The sequence below is a fragment of the Serratia sp. KH_031 genome, assembly GCF_057839655.1.
The window spans coordinates 2,292,820-2,312,168 of sequence record NZ_CM174496.1; the positions used below are offsets into that span (position 1 = coordinate 2,292,820).

Here is a 19,349-nt window from a genome sequence, read left to right on the forward strand (position 1 = left end):
GTCAGGTTGCAGCGTGGATAAAAGTCAGGGCGCTAGAATGCGCCCTGTAACTCAGTTGCCGAGGCCGTGCCCAGCATGTTTGTTTTCGATCAGTTCAATTTTATAACCGTCTGGATCTTCTACAAAAGCAATCACCGTAGTGCCACCTTTGACCGGGCCAGCTTCACGAGTGACTTTGCCGCCGGCTTTGCGGATGTTGTCGCAGGTCGCCGCAACATCATCAACACCCAATGCCAAGTGTCCAAACGCAGTGCCCATGTCGTAGCTATCGACGCCCCAATTGTAGGTCAGCTCGATCACTGCACCTTCACTTTCATCACTATAGCCGACAAACGCCAGCGAGTATTTGTACTCGGTGTTTTCGCTGGTACGCAACAAACGCATGCCTAATACGTTGGTATAGAACTCGATGGAGCGTTGTAGTTCGCCGACGCGGAGCATGGTATGGAGTAGGCGCATAATTTCCTCTGATTGGCTGGCCGTATGAACGGCATGTATGAAGTGAGATGGGGCAGTATAACGTTGCCACCACAGTGATTTCAATGCGCTATCGCAGTGAAAATAGTGACGTTTCTTTGGTGACAATGTCACAATTAATTGTATTTAACTCAATATTTATTTATTTCACTGCGATATTAATTACCAGGCTAATTATAATGAGCTGTTGATAATTGTTTTGTTTTTATTAAATTTAATCGATTTTTATTTTACTGTTTTATAACGATAATCCTATTAATCGTAAAATTTCTCTTTCGTTAATTTGACAAAGTTTTTTTTTGTACTTTAGTAATATTGTTGTTTTATTTTATAACGCACGATTCTCTATTTAAAAGGTCATGATATGGAAGAGATGCTAATTCTTGTTGATGAAAATGATAAGTTTATCGGTTCTGAAAAGAAAATGCCGATTCACCAGCAAGGATTATTACATCGGGCGTTTTCGATATTTATATTTGATAGCAAAGGCAATTTGTTATTACAGCAACGTGCTTCGGGTAAATATCACTCTGCCGAACTGTGGACTAATAGTTGCTGCGGTCATCCGCGTGAGGGGGAAGAGACTTTGGAAGCGGCTCAGCGGCGCTTGCAGGAAGAAATGGGTTTTAAGTGCCCGTTGATCAGGGTCTCAAGCTTAATCTATTGCGCTGAAGTTCCTGGTGGTTTAACTGAAAACGAATATGACCATATTTACCTTGGATTATACAATGCTAACCCGCAGGTGAATCCTGATGAAGCAAAAGACTGGAAGTGGATGGATCTATATCAGCTTTATCAGCAAGTGAATCAACAGCCTGAGAATTTCACCATCTGGTTTCAAAGAATATTAAAAGATATCCCTTTGGAAAAATTTGAGCAGTGGCAGAAAGACCACTTGCGCAAAACGAATTAAAAGGTAGGTGTTTCCGTATGAATACCTTATTGGATTCTGTTCATTATCCGTCGGATTTGAAAGGTTTGTCGCAAGACGAATTGATTAAAACCGCCAGTGAGTTACGCCATTTTTTATTATCCAGCGTAGCGAAAACGGGTGGGCACTTGGCCGCGAACCTTGGCGTGGTGGAATTAACCCTCGCCTTACATTATGTATTTGATACGCCAAAGGATCGTATTGTTTGGGATGTCGGGCATCAATCTTATCCGCATAAAGTTATTACGGGGCGTCGCGAACAAATGGCGAAGTTACGTAAATCCGGCGGTATTTCCGGTTTCCCACGGCGCGATGAATCACCTTATGACGCTTTTGGCACCGCGCATTCCAGCACCTCAATTTCAGCGGTGTTGGGGATGGCATATGCCGCACGTTTGCAGGGGGAAGAGAGGCATTGCATCGCGGTTATCGGCGATGGAGCCCTGAGCGCGGGTTTGGCGTATGAGGCAATGAATAATGCCTCTCTGTGCCCGGATATGCGCCTGCTGGTGATCCTCAATGACAACGATATGTCGATTTCGCCTTCGGTAGGAGCATTAAAACAGCATTTGGCAGATTTGCAACGTGGGCAAAATGGAGCGTTGTTCAGCGCGTTGGGGTTTGAATACAGCGGCCCGATTGATGGGCATGATTTTGCTGCACTGATCCCAGCGTTAGAGCGAGTCAGTCAACGTTCTGGCGTGCAGTTGCTACATGTGGTGACACGAAAAGGAGCCGGTTTTCCTCACGCAGAGGCCGATCCGGTGGGTTATCACGCGCCCGCTAAATTCTGCCCGCAGCAAGGCATTATTCCTTCTGCGCCGGGAGCGGTTAATTACACCAAGATTTTCAGTGACTGGCTATGCGATGAAGCTGAACGTGATCCTAAGGTGGTGGCGATCACCCCAGCAATGCGTGAAGGTTCCGGGCTGGTGGCGTTCGAAAAACGTTTTCCCGAACGCTATTTTGACGTCGGTATCGCCGAGCAACATGCGGTGACTTTTGCCGGCGGCTTGGCCGCCGATGGAATGAAACCGGTATTGGCGATCTATTCGACTTTCCTGCAACGCGGTTATGACCAACTGATCCACGATATCGCCATTCAGAACCTGCCAGTGACCTTTGCTATCGATCGCGCCGGTGTGGTCGGTGCCGATGGGGCGACGCATATGGGGGCTTTTGATCTGGCTTATCTGCGTTGTGTACCCAATCTGGTGGTGATGTGTCCGGCGGATGAAAACGAGTGTCGGCAGATGCTACATACCGCATTGAATCATTCAGGCCCGGCGGCGGTGCGTTATCCCCGTGGTTGCGGGCCTGGAGTGGTGCCATTGAAACAAATGGCAGTATTACCGCTGGGCAAGGCACAGGTTTGTCGTATTGGTCAACGTATCGCCATCTTAGCGTTTGGTTCGATGCTGACGGCCTGTCGGGAAGCCGGTAAACGGCGCAATGCCACGGTGGTCAATATGCGTTTTGCCAAACCGTTGGATGAAACGCTGTTGCATCAACTCGCTCGAACTCACGAGGTGATTGTGATAGCCGAAGAAGGCTGCATCGCCGGTGGTGCGGGTAGCGCCTGTCTGGAAAGCCTCTCTGCTGCTGGAATATTAGTGCGCACCTTGTTGTTAGGGTTTCCAGATAACTTTATTGAACATGGTGAGCCGGCGGAACAACTGGCCGCCTGTGGTTTAGATGCTGATGGTATCGAAAACGCCATCGTCCGCTTTATAGCGCCGCCAGTGATGGCGCTCGTTGCTGGTGTGAGAAATTTCACCGATGAAAAACCATCTTTTTTGCCTGAAAAACAGAGCATTTATCGAGGAGAACAGCCATGAGCAATTTGTCTGAAGCGCAATATCCTGATCCGGTTTATCTGCAAAGTCTGCCATATCAGGTGATTCGTGACCAAAATACCGACAGTTATGAGGCCAAAGTCGTACAGACCTACTGCGAAGATCCCGAGCATTGGCGTAAAGCCATCGGCGATACCCTGTTGTTCCAGTTCGGTGTGTATGACGATCCAAAACCGCTGGTGTTACCTGTTAGTAGTCAATTGAAACCGACGGCATCACTGGATGAATCCAGTGTGCGTTATTTCGAACAGCAATTGTTTTTGGCGGGTGTTACCGGTAGCGATCGCCCTGCGATGAAACGTATTTTAGATATTGGCTGCGGATGGGGTTATATCCTCAAACATCTGGCTGAGCGTTTCCCTGAATGCCAACGGCTAGATGGGGTGAATGTGAGTGCCCAACAACTCAACTATTGCGCCAAATTCCATAAAAGTCAGGGGTTGGAGAACCGTATCAACTTATATCTGTGCAATGCACAAGATGTTGATCGGTTGCCTGATCCCGATGATTTGTACGATCTGGTGATCATTCGCGGAGTGATCTCACATTTCCCTAATGCACTGTATGAGAAAGCCATGAGTGCGCTGTATAAGCGTGTTCGCCCTGGCGGGAAAGTGATTATTTCCGACAATTTGTACAACATTGAGCCGGATAATTATCAGTCCGATACGCCGGATGTTGTTGACCGTTTGGCCTGTCGTCACCAGAAAACGCCGGCGTATTTCGAAAAGGTGCTGGAGGACAGCGGATTTGCGGTGAAGGATTTCCGAGTATTGCCATCCAATATCGATGTGGCTCGCTGGCTAATCGAGTCGAAGAAAAATATCGAAAGTCATTTCCCTAATGGTGTTGATGGCGCATTAGAAGAACTCCGTGTATTGGCAGAAAACTGGTCGGTGGCGTTGCTGAAAAATAAAGTCTCGACCTACAGCGTGATTGCGAAAAAAACCGTATAACAGTGAGGACTTATGTCTCTAATTACATTACCGCCAATATATTGTCCATTTAAGCATCAAGAAAACCCTAATGTGGCGCAATTTGATAAGAACACCGCTGATTGGCTTGAATATTGGGAATTATATTGGGATGAAGAACAAAAGAAACGTATGGTTCGGCCGGGGTGGGGGCGGTTAGCTGCACTGGCTTATCCTACGGGGTCAAATGAGTTAATCCAATTGGCTTCTGATTGGATGGCTTGGGCATTTGCTTATGATGATGAATGGTGTGACGAGGGACCCGTAACAAAAAAACCGGAAACGATGATCATGGCCAGCGCTTATATGAATCGAGCGATGGAATGTCCGGAATATCCGGTAGAAGCGACCGATCGTTATTCGTTATCGATGCAAGAATTACACATTCGCTTAGCGCGTCACGCGACACCCGTGCAGGTCAATCGGGTTGTAGAGGCGCAGAAAGGTTATTTTCTGGCGGAAATGGTGAAAGCGGGCTGTATGAATCCGACGCTGGATCAATGTACTTTTCTACGTTTAGCTGGGGGCGGTGGGATGGTATTCCCGGTATTACGACATGTCGTTGCCGGTATACATATTACACAAGAAGAATATCTGGATCGGCGTTTATACGCCATGACTGAAATGGCGGCGTCATTAGTCGTTTGGGAAAATGAAATATTTTCTTATGCGAAAGAAAGTATGCGAAATAGTTTGGATAGCCGCGGGCATAATTTGGTCGATGCCATCTGTCGCAATTTTAATTTTGCTGAGCCAATGGCAGCACTCCGCTGGCTTTATCAAATGCATGACCGAATCATGGGGTTATTCGTCCGCTTACGGGAAGAAATGTTGCAGACCGCTTCACCCGAGATCGCGCGTTATATTGCCGCTTTGGTCGACTATCAAACCGGAATACTTGAATGGCATCGTACTGATGAACGTTATCGGTATCTCAATTCAGACAAGAATCGCCCGTGCTTTGATGGGGGAATGTCGGCTGATCAACCGCTAGATAAAAGTGTGGAGCCGGTTCCATTACCCTCTATTGCTTGGTGGTGGGAATATGATCCGGCGAAGAAATCAGGAGGTGCACAACGCTATCACCCGAATCATTTGGTTGAGCAAGCTAGAGAAGTCGGCAGAAAATTCAATGACAAGCAGCAACCTTACCAACATAAAGCATGGGAGCCTGTAACCGATGGGGCAAATGACGCGGCAACTCAATCTGGAAATGCAACAGCGTAAACCGTTGCCTTATCCCAACGGTTGGTTTGCAGCTTGTTTTAGTCATGAGTTAAAGCCCGGCACGGTATTAACCGTGCCTTTTATGGGACAGGAACTGGTGTTGTACCGTACACAAACGGGTGTGGTACGGGTTATTGATCCCTATTGTCCACACCTAGGCGCTCATTTGGGGCACGGTGGGCGAGTTGAAGGGGAAAGCATCGTTTGTCCTTTCCATGGCTTGGCTTTTGGTTTAGATGGCCGTTGTGTTCGCACCGCTTGTAATTCGGTACCACCCAAAGCGGCATTGAGTGTTCGTATTGCCCAAGAGGCTCGGGGGATGGTGATCGTCTGGCATGATTCTGAGGGTCGTGAACCCTGGTGGGAGTTGCCAGAGTTGGATCTGCAATATTTTTCCAACCCAAGCGGTAGTTGTTACCACCTGAGTGGTTATGCACAAGATATGTCAGAGAACAGTGCTGATGCAGTGCATTTCGCCTGTGTTCATGGTTTTACCGATGTGGTGATGACGCACCAGATTGACGGTCCTATCATGGAGATGAACATGAGTGCTCGTTGGCGCAATATGCCATTGCAAATGAAATTACGTAATTATGGTGTGGGGCATGTATTAGGAGAAAGTGATGTTCCCAGTTTGGGAGTTCAGGTGAAAACACTCGCTTTTGGTACACAAACCGGCCCACTAGACTGGACGTTTCGTTGGGCTGATGTGTTACGCATTCGTCGTTGTGATGCGATGCCAAGCGTATTACGCACCGCACTATATAGTGTGTTGATCAAATTGGCACATCGCTGGTTTGTCCAAGTTGTCAGTGAGGATTTTCCTATCTGGCAACATCGCCGTTATGCGAATAATCCACATCTCATGGCGGGTGAAGGAACGATGGGGGCTTTTCGCCATTGGAGTACGCAGTTCTATCCTGGGCAAGAGATGAAGAGCAGCGACAATATTATCAAGGTTAGCCGTATTGGCTAACCTTGATGCAACTCGAATTATTTAGAGTATAGAGCCTACTTATAATACCAGCGCGCGTCCAACTGGGGCGCGATAACACCAACGATCTTTATAGTCGGCGGTGGGTTTGCCAAACGAATAGCGCATAGTCTTATTTTTACTCTGGCAAAGTTCAAATGCGGCTTTGACATTAAGCCAAGTCACAATGGTGCCAGGGCTGAATTTATTCAGGTCAGTATCTACGCCGCCATTAATATAATCAAATGCGATCCAGCCTGGACTTTCTGCTGTGGTAATTAACTGGAAAGCACAGGGTTTTCCGTTCATGACTAATACGTGACCAAATATATGGTGGCGCAAATTCTGAATGAAATCGAACAGTTCTCTAACGTTATTAGGTTCAACACCCCAACGGATTTTAAATAGCTCTAAATAAATATGGGTTAACTCTTCAGCACTGTATGAGGCCTGATCACGCACTTCACCACCCGCAGCGATAAACTCTCTTAATTCTTTATTTCTGCGTGATTTTGTTTTTGATGAAAAGCCGTCTTTAGCCAAGCAAATTTCTCGACCACTATTTAACCGGAATGAGACGTTGCGAAAGTTACGTTGGTTAAGTGAAGATAGGCTTTTTGACTTAAAGGGCAGTGTCGCTCGCATGGTTGGGGCGAAGGGGAGTATTAATTCATCATGCGCGATGGGGTATTTGGAAAGGTCAAATTTTTTGAAGGCTTCATGATCAGAAGCGAGAAATTGCTTGCCCCAGATACAAAATGAGCCCAACAATCCGCCGTTCTTCCCTCGTTTGATATAGTAGCGAGGGTTGCAATTCGTTCTCTGGTGAAGAAATTTCAAAATATTAGGGTGCGTGGAGACATTGCCACCATAGAGATCGTAGCAATGCTGATAGTCACTTTCGTTGCCAACTTCCCAACGAGTCACTTTATTTTTAATTCTAAATAACATAATGGTAAATCCATTCTACCGGATGAAGTGGAGTGCTTTATTCGGTACACGTGTGTTTCAGCTAAGCAAAAGCAGGCGGAGTCCCACCCAAGGTGGCACTAGAGTAAGGGTTTTACCGGAAATTTTCCAGTTAGATGATGGGATTTACGACAAGAAAGCCAGACATAATTTAATGTCTGGCTTGGTAATATTCACCGTGTGAATTTAATTACAACGTTGGATAATCGGAGTAGCCTTCTGCGCCACCGCCATAGAAGGTTTCTGGTTTTGGTTCGCTCAGTGCTGCACCTTGTTTGAAGCGCTCGACCAGATCCGGGTTGGCAATATAGCTGCGACCAAAGGCAACGGCATCGATAAAGCCTTGATTTATAAGCTCTTCTGCTTTTTCCGCGGTGTAGGCACCTGCGCCAACGATCACCCCCTTGAAGTGCGCGCGCACGGCATCACGGAAGGCAGTAGAGTACGGTTTACCGCCAGCCCAGTCTGGTTCAGAGATATGCAGGAAAGCGATGTTACGTTTATTCAACTCTTCGATCAGATACAGCGCGGCTTCCTCCTGATCCTCACCGTTATCCAAACCGTTAAATGGTCCAAGTGGGGAGATGCGAATCCCAATGTGCTCTGAACCCCATTCGGCAATGGTGGCATCGACCACTTCCAGCGTTAAACGCGTCCGGTTTTCGATACTGCCACCGTACTGATCGGTGCGCTGGTTAGATGCGGGTGACATAAATTGATGCAGTAAATAGCCATGCGCCGCGTGTAATTCAATGAAATCGAAACCCGCTTCACGCGCGTTGGCGGTGGCTTGGCGGAAATCGTTTACAATTCCTGGGATCTCCGCGGTTTCCAAAGCTCGTGGGGTAGAGGTCGGTTCACGAACCCAAGCTCCGTTGGCATCACGAATAGTGGTACGCGTACCGGCGTTAATTGCTGAAGGTGCTACCGGTGCTTGTTGGCCAGGTTGCAAACTGGAGTGAGAAATACGACCTACGTGCCATAACTGTACAGCGATATGGCCGTTTTGGTCATGGACCGCCTGAGTGATTGTTTTCCACGCGGCTATTTGTTCCGGGGTATGCAAGCCGGGTGCACCAGCATAGCCTTTCGCCTGGAAAGAAATCTGTGTCGCTTCCGTGACGATCAATCCAGCGCTGGCGCGTTGTGCATAGTATTCAGCCATCAACGGCGTTGGAATATCACCCGGTTCGATACTGCGCAGGCGTGTCAGTGGTGCCATAAATACACGGTTAGGCAGTGTTACCGAGCCAACCTTGAGCGGGGAGAATAATTTTTCAATCTTCATCATGCATCCTATTAATAGACTGGTCGACTAGTAAAAATAAAACAGTAATCCTACAACAGTAATCTCTTGGTAAAACCGGGAGTTAGTTTTATACCTACGGCGTAGGTAACAGCAGTTCAATGGTTTCTAATGCACTCGTCAGTGGTGACACCGAACGGCGAATTTTGGCTCGCAGTGAAGCACCGAGCCACAGCGCATACAACGTTTCCGCCATAGCAGCTGGGCTGAGTTTAATGGTCAGTGAACCTTCGCGAACGCCGCGCTCAACGGTGTCTTGTAAACGATCCAATACTTGAGCTGAACCTACTTCCAGTGCATGGCGCATCGGTTCTGACAGATCGCTCACTTCAGCAGACAACTTCACCGCCAGACAAGAATTGTGGCACTCGCTGCGGCAGAAGAAATCGATAGATCGGGCGTAATAGCTCAATAGTTGCTGACGAGCATTGCGACCATCATCGGCGAACAATTGCTCGATCTCACGATCGTAAAGCTCGAAATAACGCTGCAGCATCGCTTCACCGAAGGCTTCCTTCGAGCGGAAGTAATGATAAAACGAACCTTTGGGCACACCTGCGGTGTTCAGCAATTCACTGAGCCCCATGCCGGTAAAACCTAGGCGTAGGCTGAGTGTCTCGCCAGTGGCAAGCAGATGTTCACGGGTGTCCGGGTTGCAATGTGTATTCTTTGTCATAGTGGGATGAGCATAATAGACCGATTGGTCTAGGTCAAGTTGGTGATAAAAAAACCGGCGATTAACGCCGGTTCGAAAGGGTGATAGTAACGTATCAACCTGCGCTGCGACAGCGTTGCAGAATGTCTAAACTAGGCTGATATTCTTTGGTTTGAATATCCAGCATACCTAGCATGGTGTGGAACAGGTTGTCTTGCGAGATTTCATCTTTCTCGGCCATGGTGTTCAAACATTGTCGGTTGATGCCGAAATTGCGTTGATAATCAGCCGACATCCACATCATGAATGGGATATGTGTTTGTTGACTCGGTGCGAACAGATAAGGCGTACCGTGCAGATACATACCGTTCTCACCTAAAGACTCACCGTGGTCGGAAAGATAGACCATCGCGGTATTGAAACGGTCACTATATTGCTGCAACAGCTTGATGGTGCTATCCAGCATCGCATCGGTATACAGGATTGAGTTGTCATAGGTGTTGACCAACTGTTCAGGTGAACAATCCTGGATTTGGTTGGTGTTGCAGGTTGGGGAGTACTTTTGAAATTCCGGCGTGCTACGGCGGTAATAAGCCGGGCCGTGGCTGCCCATTTGGTGTAATACAATCACGCCATCGCCTTTCAAACCGTCAATATAGTTATTCAGTTTGTGCAGCAATACGTTGTCCATACAAACATCACCGTCGCAATCTTGCGGCAATTTCATTTGTGTCATGTCGACATGTGGCACGCGATCGCAGGCACCTTTACAACCGCCATCGTTTTCACGCCACAACACGTTGACGCCAGCGTGTGCCAATACGTCGAGCATACCTTCCTGATGACTGGCTAAGGTCGCGTCATAATCTTTGCGCGGCATGTTGGAGAACATGCAAGGAACCGATATTGCCGTCTCAGTGCCGCAAGAACTGGCGTTTTTAAAATACACCACGTCGTCTTGCTTTAAACGCGGATTGGTTTCTCGTTGATAACCGCCGAGAGAGAAGTTTTCCGCCCGCGCGGTTTCACCCACCACCAAGATCACTAGCGTTTTCTTTTGCTGTCCGCTAATCAACGGACCTTTCTTAGCATCCTCGCCAATTTTTATCAGCGGTAAGTTACGGGTGAAATAGCGATGTTGAGTGTACTTAATGGTACCCGCAACAAAGTTCGACGGCGTGAGCATTTTCACCACGCTTTTGTTATTGCGGATCAACGACGCATAATCTTTATAGAAGAAGGCGGCAATGAGTAGAATGATGACGACAGAGAGCATCACGTTCGCGGCACGAATGCCGAGCATGTACCACCATGGGCGCGTTTGGCGGATATGAGTAAAGCAAACTATGACCGCAGGCAGAATACCCAATAGTATCAGCCACAGTCCCATACGCGGCGTAAGCAGGGCGGTGGCCTCTTGCGAATTGGTTTCGAAGGCGTTTTGCATCATATTGCCGTCGATCACCACACCGTAACTGAACATAAAGTAGTTGGCGGCGGCGCTACCGATCAAGAAGATGATCATCAACGGTTTACGTAGGAATGGGATCATCAGTACGCTGAAAATAATGTTCAACGCACAGAAAATCACTACCGGCATGGTGGCAGCGAAAATCAGGTTTTGAAGGCTAGTAAAACTGATATATGACCATGCTTGATGCAAGAATAGGGCGTTTTGAAATAAGGTGAAAAACAAGGAACTGGCAAGAATAAATCCCAGACTATTGCATTGTAAGCGTTGACGTAACCACATTGCCAAAATTGCATCCTATTTACTGTAATACGGTGAAATTTACAGGATGCAGATTAAGATAACCTTAATGGTTGATAATATTGTTGCGTCGTTTACTTTTGGTTTAAATTCAGGCTGCCGATGACAGCCGGATGCGTGTAGTCAGCAGTAGGGGAACATTTTCGCCGAGATAACGAAAAGCGACTTGCCAGCGGCGTCGATGGCGTCTTCACTTAAGGCAGGACACAGGAGGACGGACAGGTGGCACAGCAACTTGAGTTTTTCGATATTCCCAGCCCGTGTCGGGGGATTTGTCAGGCCGACGATCGCGGCTTCTGTCGGGGTTGTATGCGCAGTCGTGAAGAGCGTTTCAACTGGATGAGTTTTGACGATGCGCAAAAACGCGATGTGCTGCGCCTGTGCCGGCAACGTTTTCTGCGCTTACAACGTGCTAATAAGCAAGCGGAAGAACAGCCACCGGAACAACCTTCACTGTTTTAGTCATTTTTATGATCTCGCTACGACTCTGCGTTTCCTCCTGTTCGCACGCTTGTGTATGCTGCTAACCAACTTTTAATTCTTAAATAATTCGATGAGGTTTGAACATGGTGAACCGTACTAAGCTTGCACCACAGGGGCCAGAATTCTCACGTATGATTTGCGGCTACTGGCGGCTGATGGAGTGGGGTATGACGCCACAGCAACTGCTGGCGTTTATCGAACAGCATATTGAGCTGGGCATCACCACGGCGGATCATGCGGATATTTATGGCGGTTATGAGTGCGAGAAAGCGTTTGGCGAAGCGGTGCGCTTGAAACCGTCGGTGCGCCAACAGATGGAGTTAGTGACAAAATGTGGTATCGCCACCACCGCCAAGCCGGGGAACCCGATCGGTCATTACATTACTGACAGCAAACATATCGTAGATAGTGCCGAGCAGTCCCTGAAGCATCTACATACCGATTATCTCGATTTGCTGTTGATCCACCGCCCCGATCCGTTGATGGATGCTGATGAAGTGGCAGAAGCTTTTGTCGGGTTGCATAAGAGCGGCAAAGTGCGTCATTTCGGCGTTTCTAACTTTACGCCAACCCAGTTCACTCTGTTGCAATCACGCTTGCCGTTTTCACTGGTGACGAATCAGGTCGAAATATCGCCAATCCATCAACCGACCATTCTGGACGGTACGCTCGATCAATGCCAACAACTGCGCATCAAGCCAATGGCGTGGTCATGCTTGGGCGGTGGTCGTTTGTTTAGCGATGCGGAATTCCACTTTTTGCGTGAAGAGTTGCAAACTGTGGCGCAAGAAATTGGCGCAGAAACTATCGAGCAAGTGGTCTACGCCTGGGTGATGCGTCTGCCCTCTGCACCGCTACCGATCATCGGCTCTGGCAAAATTGAGCGTGTGCGCAGTGCATTGAAGGCGGAAAAGCTGGAAATGAGTCGTCAGCAGTGGTTCCGTATCCGTAAAGCGGCATTAGGCTACGACGTTCCTTAATCATTCCTGCCGGGCAGTCACCGCCGCTCGGCTCATGTAAAAACGGATTATTCCCCTATACTGAGTATTCTGTAACAGCCATCTCAAGGAGAGAATTGATGAAACGTTATTGGTATGCGGCATTAGGTTTAGCGGCTTGTGGTGTCGCGCAAGCGGCAACGGTGGATGTTGAAATGCATTTGGTGACTGCCGAAGGTATTGGGCAGGACATCGGCAAAGTCGCCATCAGTGAAACGCAATACGGTTTACTGTTCACCCCAGAACTGAAGGAATTACCGGCGGGGGTACATGGTTTCCACGTGCATGAAAAAGGAAGCTGTGAACCGGGTATGAAAGACGGTAAAGCGGTGGCCGCTTTGGCTGCCGGTGGGCATTTCGATCCACAGAAAACCGGCAAACACCTCGGGCCGTATGCTGACGGTCATTTAGGTGATTTACCGGCCATTTATGTCACTGACAATGGTAAAGCTAGCGATCCCGTTCTGGCTCCTCGCTTGAAAAAAATCAGCGAAATTGAAGGCAAAGCGCTGATGGTTCATGCGGGTGGTGATAACCATGCCGATCACCCTACGCCATTAGGCGGTGGCGGGGCTCGCTTCGCCTGTGGTGTGATCAAGTAACTGCGAGCGAATTATCCTGTACTGGCGGCGTGGCTTGTTGTAACTGTTGTAATGAACAAACCAACCGCCAGATGAGTCCTGCCAATTCACGCGCCGCCTGATCGGGGTGGTGCGCCAATGAATCACTCATTCGCTGTAATTCTTGCAAAGTCGCGTCGAGAGAACGGTGCTGTATGCCGTGTTCGGTCATGATGCCGCGTAAATGATGAATGCAAACATCGCGCACGGCCGAGAGCGGATCGGAACGGGTTTGCCAGCCTCGTAGTTGCCAGACCACGTGACTACAGTTCAATAACACTACGCCCCAACGCAGTAACCAGCCGCGAGCTTCCTGATCCTGACTTTGGCTCAGTTGATTGATGCGGTGATAAATCAGCGATTCAAACTGACTTTCGTTTTGTTGCGGATGTTTGCTGAGTTGATCGTTAAAATCACGGCGCAACGCCCTGATAATACGTTGGCTTTTGCGTTTGTCGGAACTGGGTTTCAGAATCTGGAAAGCCAAAACGGCCAGCAAGACACCGGCGACTTTGCTGACGTTACCATTGATAAATGCCGCAAAATCGTAACTGGGTGGATTAGTGACGGCGAGAAACGAACCCATAAACACGATCAATTGTCCCCACAGCGCGGCGTAGGCGGGGTGCTGTAATTTGATCATCTGCATGGTGATGAGAATAGGGAACAAGAACGCGCAAAACACCCAAAAATCATCAATTTGCACCATCAAGCCGAACTTCATCACAAAACTCCCCACAAATAGCCACAGGATCGCTTGCAACAAGGTGGTGACACTTTTTACCGGATTCGCGACCGAAGAGTACAGAACGCAACTCACTGCCGCCAGTGTGAGCGCTGAACTACCGGTATCCCATTGAGTATTAATCCAATAAGCACAACCGACCACAATACAGAGAAAAGTACGCAAGGCGTTGTAAGCGGCCTCATAACTGTCGGTGTGGCTCGTCAATGATGCGGTGCGCGGAACCTGAATATCATCGGCTGGCGTCGCGTTTTCTAAGCGCTGTATCCAGCGACCGGAACTCAGATACAACCAGCAAAAATGGCGCAGTCGCAACATAAAGGCACGATGGCGATAATCGGCATCATCTTGTGGGTTTAGCTGTTGCAGAATGCGAGCGAGGCGGTATTTATTGGTGTGTGGATCAGCCAGTTCGGCCAGCACTTGTTCCAACACCATCGCTAAATTGTCTGGACGATCTGGCCAGTTGAGCAGCATTCGACGCAGGCTGGAAATCACGCTGGTAAGCCGTAACTGTTGATGAAGCAGATAATTAAGCGCGTTATTTTGCTGACGTAAACGGTAATGGCTCCAGAATGCCTGAATGCGCAGCACATTCATGGTTAGGATCTGACCGATTACCCCTTCGTGAGAAGTCCTCATTTGCGGTGTGACCTCGGGTTGCCACAACATGGCGGCATGTTCCAACAACCGCAGGTGCATTCGTCGGAATGAGGTCAGTAGGGTTTCGCCATCAGAGGTGCTTGGTAAAATCATCATCATCAAGCCGCCACATAAAATACCGGTGATCACCTCACAAACACGTGCTTGGGCAATATCGAAAATCTGTTGTGTATCGGTAACATTGACTGTGCTGAAGGCGATGATGGCGGCGGTATAACCCGCGAGGGCAAAGGCGTAAGAAACATTGTTTTGATAATGATTAGAAATATAAGTACATAGGCTCAGCCAACTGGCGATAAACAAGGTGAATAACCAAGGATCGTTCAGGCACTGGCCAGCAATGGCCACCGAGGCACCCGCCCCGATCATACTGCCGACAATCCGCCCCATACTTTTGCTGATAACCCCGCCGACGGTGGGGAAACTCACTACGGCAGCGGAGGTCATTGCCCAGTAAGGTTCATCGAGGTTGAGCACAAACGCGACCCACAGCGACAGACACATCGCGACCGAGTTACGGATGGCATAACGCCATTGAGCCGCGTTGGCTTTACCCCAAGGGGTTCTGTTCCATTCCAAAAAGGGGAGGTTCACACTTTAGCCTTACTGATGAATTGAAATGGTGCAGGTGGTTCCTGCGACCAAGGTCAAATCAGTCGGAATATCGAGCAGTTTTATCCGTACAGGAACACGTTGTGCCAAGCGAACCCAAGGAACGTTCGGTTTCACATCCATTAATAATGCACTGCTGTTATCGGCACTTTGATCATAAATGGCACGGCCAATACTCTCGACTTGGCCTTGTAATGGAACATTGCCGTTATATAAAACAATGTCGGCTTTATTACCTTCTTTTATATGTTTCAGCTTGGTTTCTTCGAAATAACCCAACACATAAAATGAGTGCTTATCGACCAATACCACCAGCGGTGTCCCTGCCGTGGCGTAGTTACCGACACGAGCCTGTAGGTTGGTAATATAACCATCAACCGGGGTATAAATATTTGTCTTACTTAAATTCCATTTCGCTTGTTCCAAGTTAGCTTCTGCCGCTTTATAGGCGGCTTTCATGGCTTGGGCGTTTAAATTTGACTGATCCATATCTTCAGCGGAAATAACATTCTGCGATAATCTTTGGCGACGCGCAGCTTCGTGATTGGCCTTTGCCATATCGGACTGCGCTTTTGCCAAGGCCGCTTCTGCGTTGCTAAGGGCAATTTGGTACGGAACCGGATCTAGGCTAAAGATCAGACTGCCAGCGGGAACAAATTGGTTGTCATTGACGGTTATTTTTTCTATTCGGCCAGAAACTTCGGGGGTGATATCAACCAATTCGGCACGAACTTTACCATCGCGTGTCCAAGGGGATTGCATATAATAATTCCATAACCACCAGCCTGCACAGATGGCAATGGCACAAACGATTACGGTAGAGAAATATTTTAATGTTTTATGTTTCATCAGTTACCAACTCGCCAAAATCCATAGAGAAGCGCTGACCGCGATGATAAAAATGCTGAGATCCATCAGCATGGGGTGCCAGATCTCACCGGAATAAATCCACTCACGTAACAGGTGGTGGATGAGTAGCCACAAGACCAACCCGAGCAGCAGGGCCTTAAATATAGGTGGAAAATAAAGTGATGAGCCGAGTACCAAATCGGGAAGAAATGAAGCACTGTGGTTCCATGGTGTATTCACGTTAACAATTCCTACAAGTGAATCAGTGAACTATTTGCTGAGTAAGTGAACAATAACCATAAAAAATGGTGGCTAATTCCACAATATACATTATATACATTTGTGTTTTTAATGTTGTTTACCCAGAATAGACTAAGTTCTGGTAGGTAATGTTAGCATGCTAACTATTAAGGAGGGAGAGGTGGAATCAACATTAGGTTCAGATTTAGCACGATTAGTTCGGGTTTGGCGTGCGCTCATTGATCATCGGCTTAAGCCGTTGGAGCTCACGCAAACTCATTGGGTTACATTGCATAATATCAATCGGTTGCCGCCGGAGCAGTCACAAATCCAACTGGCCAAAGCGATTGGTATCGAGCAGCCTTCTTTGGTCCGTACTTTGGATCAACTAGAAGATAAAGGGCTGATTACTCGACATACCTGTGCCAACGATCGACGAGCAAAACGTATCAAACTGACCGAAGCGGCGCAGCCGATTATTCAGGAAGTAAACAACGTCATTGTTTCTACACGTAGTGAAATTCTCAGTGGCATCTCAGCAAACGAAGTACAGGTATTGGTAGGGTTGATTGATAAGTTGGAACAAAACATTAGCGAACTACAAAATAAATAATAATAAGCTTTTTTTCTTGTGTAATTACATTCTACAGCATCAGAAATGAGACGGGAGGCTAATTAATGGCCTCCCGTTTTTGCTTGAGCGCAGGGGAATTACAGCGGTGAAACGGTGATGGTGCTACCGGTTCTTGCCATACGGACGCGCTGCCCTGGGCTGAATTTGGTGTCGCCAGCTTTTTGCACTACGACAATATTTTCTTTATTGTCGGTTTTGATTTCTAATTCATAACCAGAGGTACGGCCAGCCATTTCGCCGATGCTGTTACCTGCTACGCCACCCGCCACAGCACCTGCTGCGGTAGCCAGCGAACGACCAGTACCGCCGCCGACGGTATTACCCAAGAACCCGCCGAGGACTGCACCACCGATGGCGCCAAGAGCGTTGGAACCCTCACCACCCTGGATTTTTACCGGACGTACAGAAACCAGTGTGCCATAAGTGACGGTCTGCACTTGCTTCGCTTGAGAAGCAGAGTAAACATCGCCAGACATGGATTCATTGGCGCATCCTGCCAGCGTGACTGCCGCAACGGCGACGACGAGAAGACGCTTAATCATATAAAACTCCTGATAGTTGTAGTCCATAACCCGGTGATTGCTTCACTCAGGCCAGATTCGGTGAACACAATAGACAAAATACGCTTGGAAGAGTTCCGAATCGTTATTGGCTATCACGTTTTGCAGTGTAACCTTGTTCTGCTCAACAAATAATAAACGGTGGTTTAGGTTTATGACAGTGTTAGGCGTGCGATTCGGATTACCATCAGGTGAGAAACAGACGTTTTGCTCACAGAGGTAAAACAAATTCATCGTAATTTATGGCGTAAGTCCTTTAATTGTAGTTTATTTGCTGGGTTTAAATCATTCGCATAAAGGATGTTGCTATGAAGTCTGGTCGTTATATAGGTGTGATGTCGGGAACGAGTCTGGATGGCATTGATGTGGTGCTTGCCGCTATTGATGAGCGCATGGTGGCACAACAGGCTAGTTACAGCCATCCTATGCCGATCCAACTGAAAAAAGACATTCTTGCTATGTGCCAAGGGCAGCAGACCACGCTTTCCGCCGTGGGTCGTCTGGATGCTCAACTTGGTACGCTATTTGGTGAAGCGGTATTGGGTTTGCTGAAACAGACGGGTGTTCCCGCCCACGAGATTACCGCCATCGGCTGTCACGGTCAGACCGTATGGCATGAGCCGGAAGGTGATGCGCGTTTCTCCATGCAATTGGGCGATAACAACCGCGTTGCCGCCTTAACCAATATCACTACTGTGGGCGATTTTCGCCGTCGCGATATGGCCTATGGTGGGCAAGGGGCACCGCTAGTTCCGGCTTTTCATCAGGCGCTGCTAGCCGATCCCGCTGAACGGCGGATGGTGCTTAATATCGGCGGTATTGCCAATCTTTCTTTGTTGTTGCCGGGGGCTCCGGTACGCGGTTTTGATACTGGGCCGGGTAATATGTTAATGGATGCTTGGGTGTGGCGTCATCGTGCTCAACCTTACGATAAAGATGCCGAATGGGCGATGTCTGGCCGAGTTTGCCTGCCGTTATTGCAACAAATGTTGACCGATCCTTATTTTGCATTACCTGCGCCAAAAAGTACCGGGCGTGAATACTTCAATATCAGTTGGTTGGAGCGGCAGCTTGCCAGTATGCCGGGGCTGAAACCGGTCGATGTCATGACTACCTTGGCTGAATTGACCGCAACCACGATTTGCGATCAGGTGCAGTTGGCTGGAGGTTGTGAACGATTGTTGGTGTGCGGTGGCGGGGCGCGTAACCCGTTGCTGATGGCACGTATGTCAGCACTACTGCCGGGAACCGAGGTGGGTGCAACGGATGAATTTGGCGTTAGCGGTGATGATATGGAAGCGTTGGCGTTTGCTTGGTTGGCGTTCCGCACGCTGTCAGGGCAGCCGGGTAATTTGCCTTCTGTGACGGGTGCCAGTCGTGAAACTTTGCTGGGTGGGATTTATCCGGTTTTTCCATTGGGGCACTAATAGCTCTGTTAGGATAAAGAGGATTGATGGTCTTAAGGAAAATCCTATGAAAAAAATCATCGTTGTAACCAGTATGCTGCTGTTAGCCGGGTGTAGTTATATTTTGCCGCAGAAGAGCCAAACCCTGCATTATCAATGTGGTACCACACCGTTGACCGTGGCCTTGAATGGTGAAGAAAGTACCGCCAGTTTTGTGATGGATGGTGAGCAACTGAAGCTGAAACAAGTGATTTCTGCTTCAGGGGCGAAGTACAGTGATGACAAGTACACATTCTGGTCGAAAGGGCAAAACGCTTTTGTCGAACGTAGTGGCAAAGTGGTGATGGACGATTGTACGTTAGTGCCCTAACGGGCCTTATGGCGTCAGAACGATTGAGAT

At 48.3% G+C, this 19,349-nt stretch carries 20 protein-coding genes; 11 read left to right on the forward strand and 9 right to left on the reverse strand.

Annotated elements, in window-relative coordinates; translation table 11 throughout:
- Positions 1 to 51 precede the first annotated feature (51 nt).
- The gene (gloA, locus tag AC3ISQ_RS10300) at positions 52 to 459 is read right to left on the reverse strand and encodes a lactoylglutathione lyase (protein ID WP_489352886.1); all 408 of its coding nucleotides are present in this window, start codon (positions 457 to 459) and stop codon (positions 52 to 54) included.
- Positions 460 to 841: 382 nt separating this feature from the next.
- Between gloA and idi the strand changes: the two genes are divergently transcribed.
- Genes idi through AC3ISQ_RS10325 form a run of 5 tightly spaced genes read left to right on the forward strand, consistent with a single transcriptional unit; the run spans position 842 to position 6,441 of the window.
- Positions 842 to 1,390, forward strand: coding sequence for an isopentenyl-diphosphate Delta-isomerase (idi, locus tag AC3ISQ_RS10305; RefSeq protein ID WP_489352888.1), 549 nt, complete (start codon positions 842 to 844; stop codon positions 1,388 to 1,390).
- A 17-nt stretch (positions 1,391 to 1,407) separates the two neighbouring features.
- Entirely contained in the window at positions 1,408 to 3,246 is a 1,839-nt protein-coding gene (dxs, locus tag AC3ISQ_RS10310; protein ID WP_489352890.1) for a 1-deoxy-D-xylulose-5-phosphate synthase, read from the forward strand.
- Positions 3,243 to 4,220, forward strand: a complete 978-nt coding sequence (locus AC3ISQ_RS10315; protein ID WP_489352892.1) for an SAM-dependent methyltransferase — start codon at positions 3,243 to 3,245, stop codon at positions 4,218 to 4,220. Before dxs ends, AC3ISQ_RS10315 begins: the two co-directional genes overlap by 4 nt.
- A gap of 12 nt (positions 4,221 to 4,232) precedes the next feature.
- Positions 4,233 to 5,465 carry a terpene synthase family protein gene (locus AC3ISQ_RS10320; RefSeq protein ID WP_489352894.1) on the forward strand — a complete coding sequence of 411 codons (1,233 nt, stop codon included), beginning with the start codon at positions 4,233 to 4,235 and terminating at the stop codon, positions 5,463 to 5,465.
- On the forward strand, positions 5,428 to 6,441 hold the full coding sequence (locus AC3ISQ_RS10325; protein WP_489352896.1) for a Rieske 2Fe-2S domain-containing protein: 1,014 nt from the start codon (positions 5,428 to 5,430) through the stop codon (positions 6,439 to 6,441). Before AC3ISQ_RS10320 ends, AC3ISQ_RS10325 begins: the two co-directional genes overlap by 38 nt.
- Before the next feature lie 39 nt (positions 6,442 to 6,480).
- On the opposite strand, the gene AC3ISQ_RS10330 is transcribed toward AC3ISQ_RS10325, so the two are convergent.
- From AC3ISQ_RS10330 to eptA, 4 genes are all read right to left on the reverse strand, one after another.
- Complete coding sequence (locus tag AC3ISQ_RS10330; protein WP_489352898.1) at positions 6,481 to 7,389, reverse strand: GNAT family N-acetyltransferase; 909 nt, start codon at positions 7,387 to 7,389, stop codon at positions 6,481 to 6,483.
- Positions 7,390 to 7,597: 208 nt separating this feature from the next.
- Positions 7,598 to 8,695, reverse strand: a complete 1,098-nt coding sequence (locus tag AC3ISQ_RS10335) for an alkene reductase (protein WP_489353222.1) — start codon at positions 8,693 to 8,695, stop codon at positions 7,598 to 7,600.
- A 94-nt stretch (positions 8,696 to 8,789) separates the two neighbouring features.
- Complete coding sequence (locus tag AC3ISQ_RS10340; RefSeq protein ID WP_489352900.1) at positions 8,790 to 9,389, reverse strand: TetR/AcrR family transcriptional regulator; 600 nt, start codon at positions 9,387 to 9,389, stop codon at positions 8,790 to 8,792.
- A gap of 94 nt (positions 9,390 to 9,483) precedes the next feature.
- On the reverse strand, positions 9,484 to 11,121 hold the full coding sequence (gene eptA, locus AC3ISQ_RS10345; RefSeq protein WP_489353223.1) for a phosphoethanolamine transferase EptA: 1,638 nt from the start codon (positions 11,119 to 11,121) through the stop codon (positions 9,484 to 9,486).
- A gap of 240 nt (positions 11,122 to 11,361) precedes the next feature.
- Between eptA and AC3ISQ_RS10350 the strand changes: the two genes are divergently transcribed.
- The 3 genes from AC3ISQ_RS10350 (at position 11,362) to sodC (ending at position 13,222) form a co-directional block, all read left to right on the forward strand.
- Entirely contained in the window at positions 11,362 to 11,601 is a 240-nt protein-coding gene (locus AC3ISQ_RS10350; RefSeq protein ID WP_489352902.1) for a DUF1289 domain-containing protein, read from the forward strand.
- Positions 11,602 to 11,705: 104 nt separating this feature from the next.
- A complete protein-coding gene (locus AC3ISQ_RS10355; RefSeq protein WP_489352904.1) occupies positions 11,706 to 12,602 on the forward strand; it encodes an aldo/keto reductase in 897 nt (298 codons plus the stop codon).
- 98 nt (positions 12,603 to 12,700) lie between these two features.
- Entirely contained in the window at positions 12,701 to 13,222 is a 522-nt protein-coding gene (gene sodC / locus AC3ISQ_RS10360) for a superoxide dismutase [Cu-Zn] SodC (protein WP_489352906.1), read from the forward strand.
- Here sodC and AC3ISQ_RS10365 read toward each other — a convergent pair.
- Genes AC3ISQ_RS10365 through AC3ISQ_RS10375 form a run of 3 tightly spaced genes read right to left on the reverse strand, consistent with a single transcriptional unit; the run spans position 13,215 to position 16,349 of the window.
- The gene (locus AC3ISQ_RS10365; RefSeq protein ID WP_489352908.1) at positions 13,215 to 15,242 is read right to left on the reverse strand and encodes an FUSC family protein; all 2,028 of its coding nucleotides are present in this window, start codon (positions 15,240 to 15,242) and stop codon (positions 13,215 to 13,217) included. The genes sodC and AC3ISQ_RS10365 overlap by 8 nt on opposite strands.
- Before the next feature lie 9 nt (positions 15,243 to 15,251).
- Complete coding sequence (locus AC3ISQ_RS10370; RefSeq protein ID WP_489352910.1) at positions 15,252 to 16,109, reverse strand: efflux RND transporter periplasmic adaptor subunit; 858 nt, start codon at positions 16,107 to 16,109, stop codon at positions 15,252 to 15,254.
- Between the two features lie 3 nt (positions 16,110 to 16,112).
- Entirely contained in the window at positions 16,113 to 16,349 is a 237-nt protein-coding gene (locus AC3ISQ_RS10375) for a DUF1656 domain-containing protein (RefSeq protein WP_489352912.1), read from the reverse strand.
- Between the two features lie 181 nt (positions 16,350 to 16,530).
- Here AC3ISQ_RS10375 and slyA point away from each other — a divergent pair, with 181 nt between their 5' ends.
- Entirely contained in the window at positions 16,531 to 16,962 is a 432-nt protein-coding gene (gene slyA / locus AC3ISQ_RS10380) for a transcriptional regulator SlyA (protein ID WP_489352914.1), read from the forward strand.
- A 98-nt stretch (positions 16,963 to 17,060) separates the two neighbouring features.
- On the opposite strand, the gene AC3ISQ_RS10385 is transcribed toward slyA, so the two are convergent.
- Positions 17,061 to 17,525: an outer membrane lipoprotein gene (locus AC3ISQ_RS10385; protein ID WP_489352916.1), complete on the reverse strand. Its 465-nt coding sequence runs from the start codon at positions 17,523 to 17,525 to the stop codon at positions 17,061 to 17,063.
- A 326-nt stretch (positions 17,526 to 17,851) separates the two neighbouring features.
- Between AC3ISQ_RS10385 and anmK the strand changes: the two genes are divergently transcribed.
- The gene (gene anmK, locus AC3ISQ_RS10390) at positions 17,852 to 18,970 is read left to right on the forward strand and encodes an anhydro-N-acetylmuramic acid kinase (protein ID WP_489352918.1); all 1,119 of its coding nucleotides are present in this window, start codon (positions 17,852 to 17,854) and stop codon (positions 18,968 to 18,970) included.
- Positions 18,971 to 19,016: 46 nt separating this feature from the next.
- Positions 19,017 to 19,319: an MliC family protein gene (locus AC3ISQ_RS10395; protein WP_489352920.1), complete on the forward strand. Its 303-nt coding sequence runs from the start codon at positions 19,017 to 19,019 to the stop codon at positions 19,317 to 19,319.
- Positions 19,320 to 19,349: the final 30 nt, after the last annotated feature.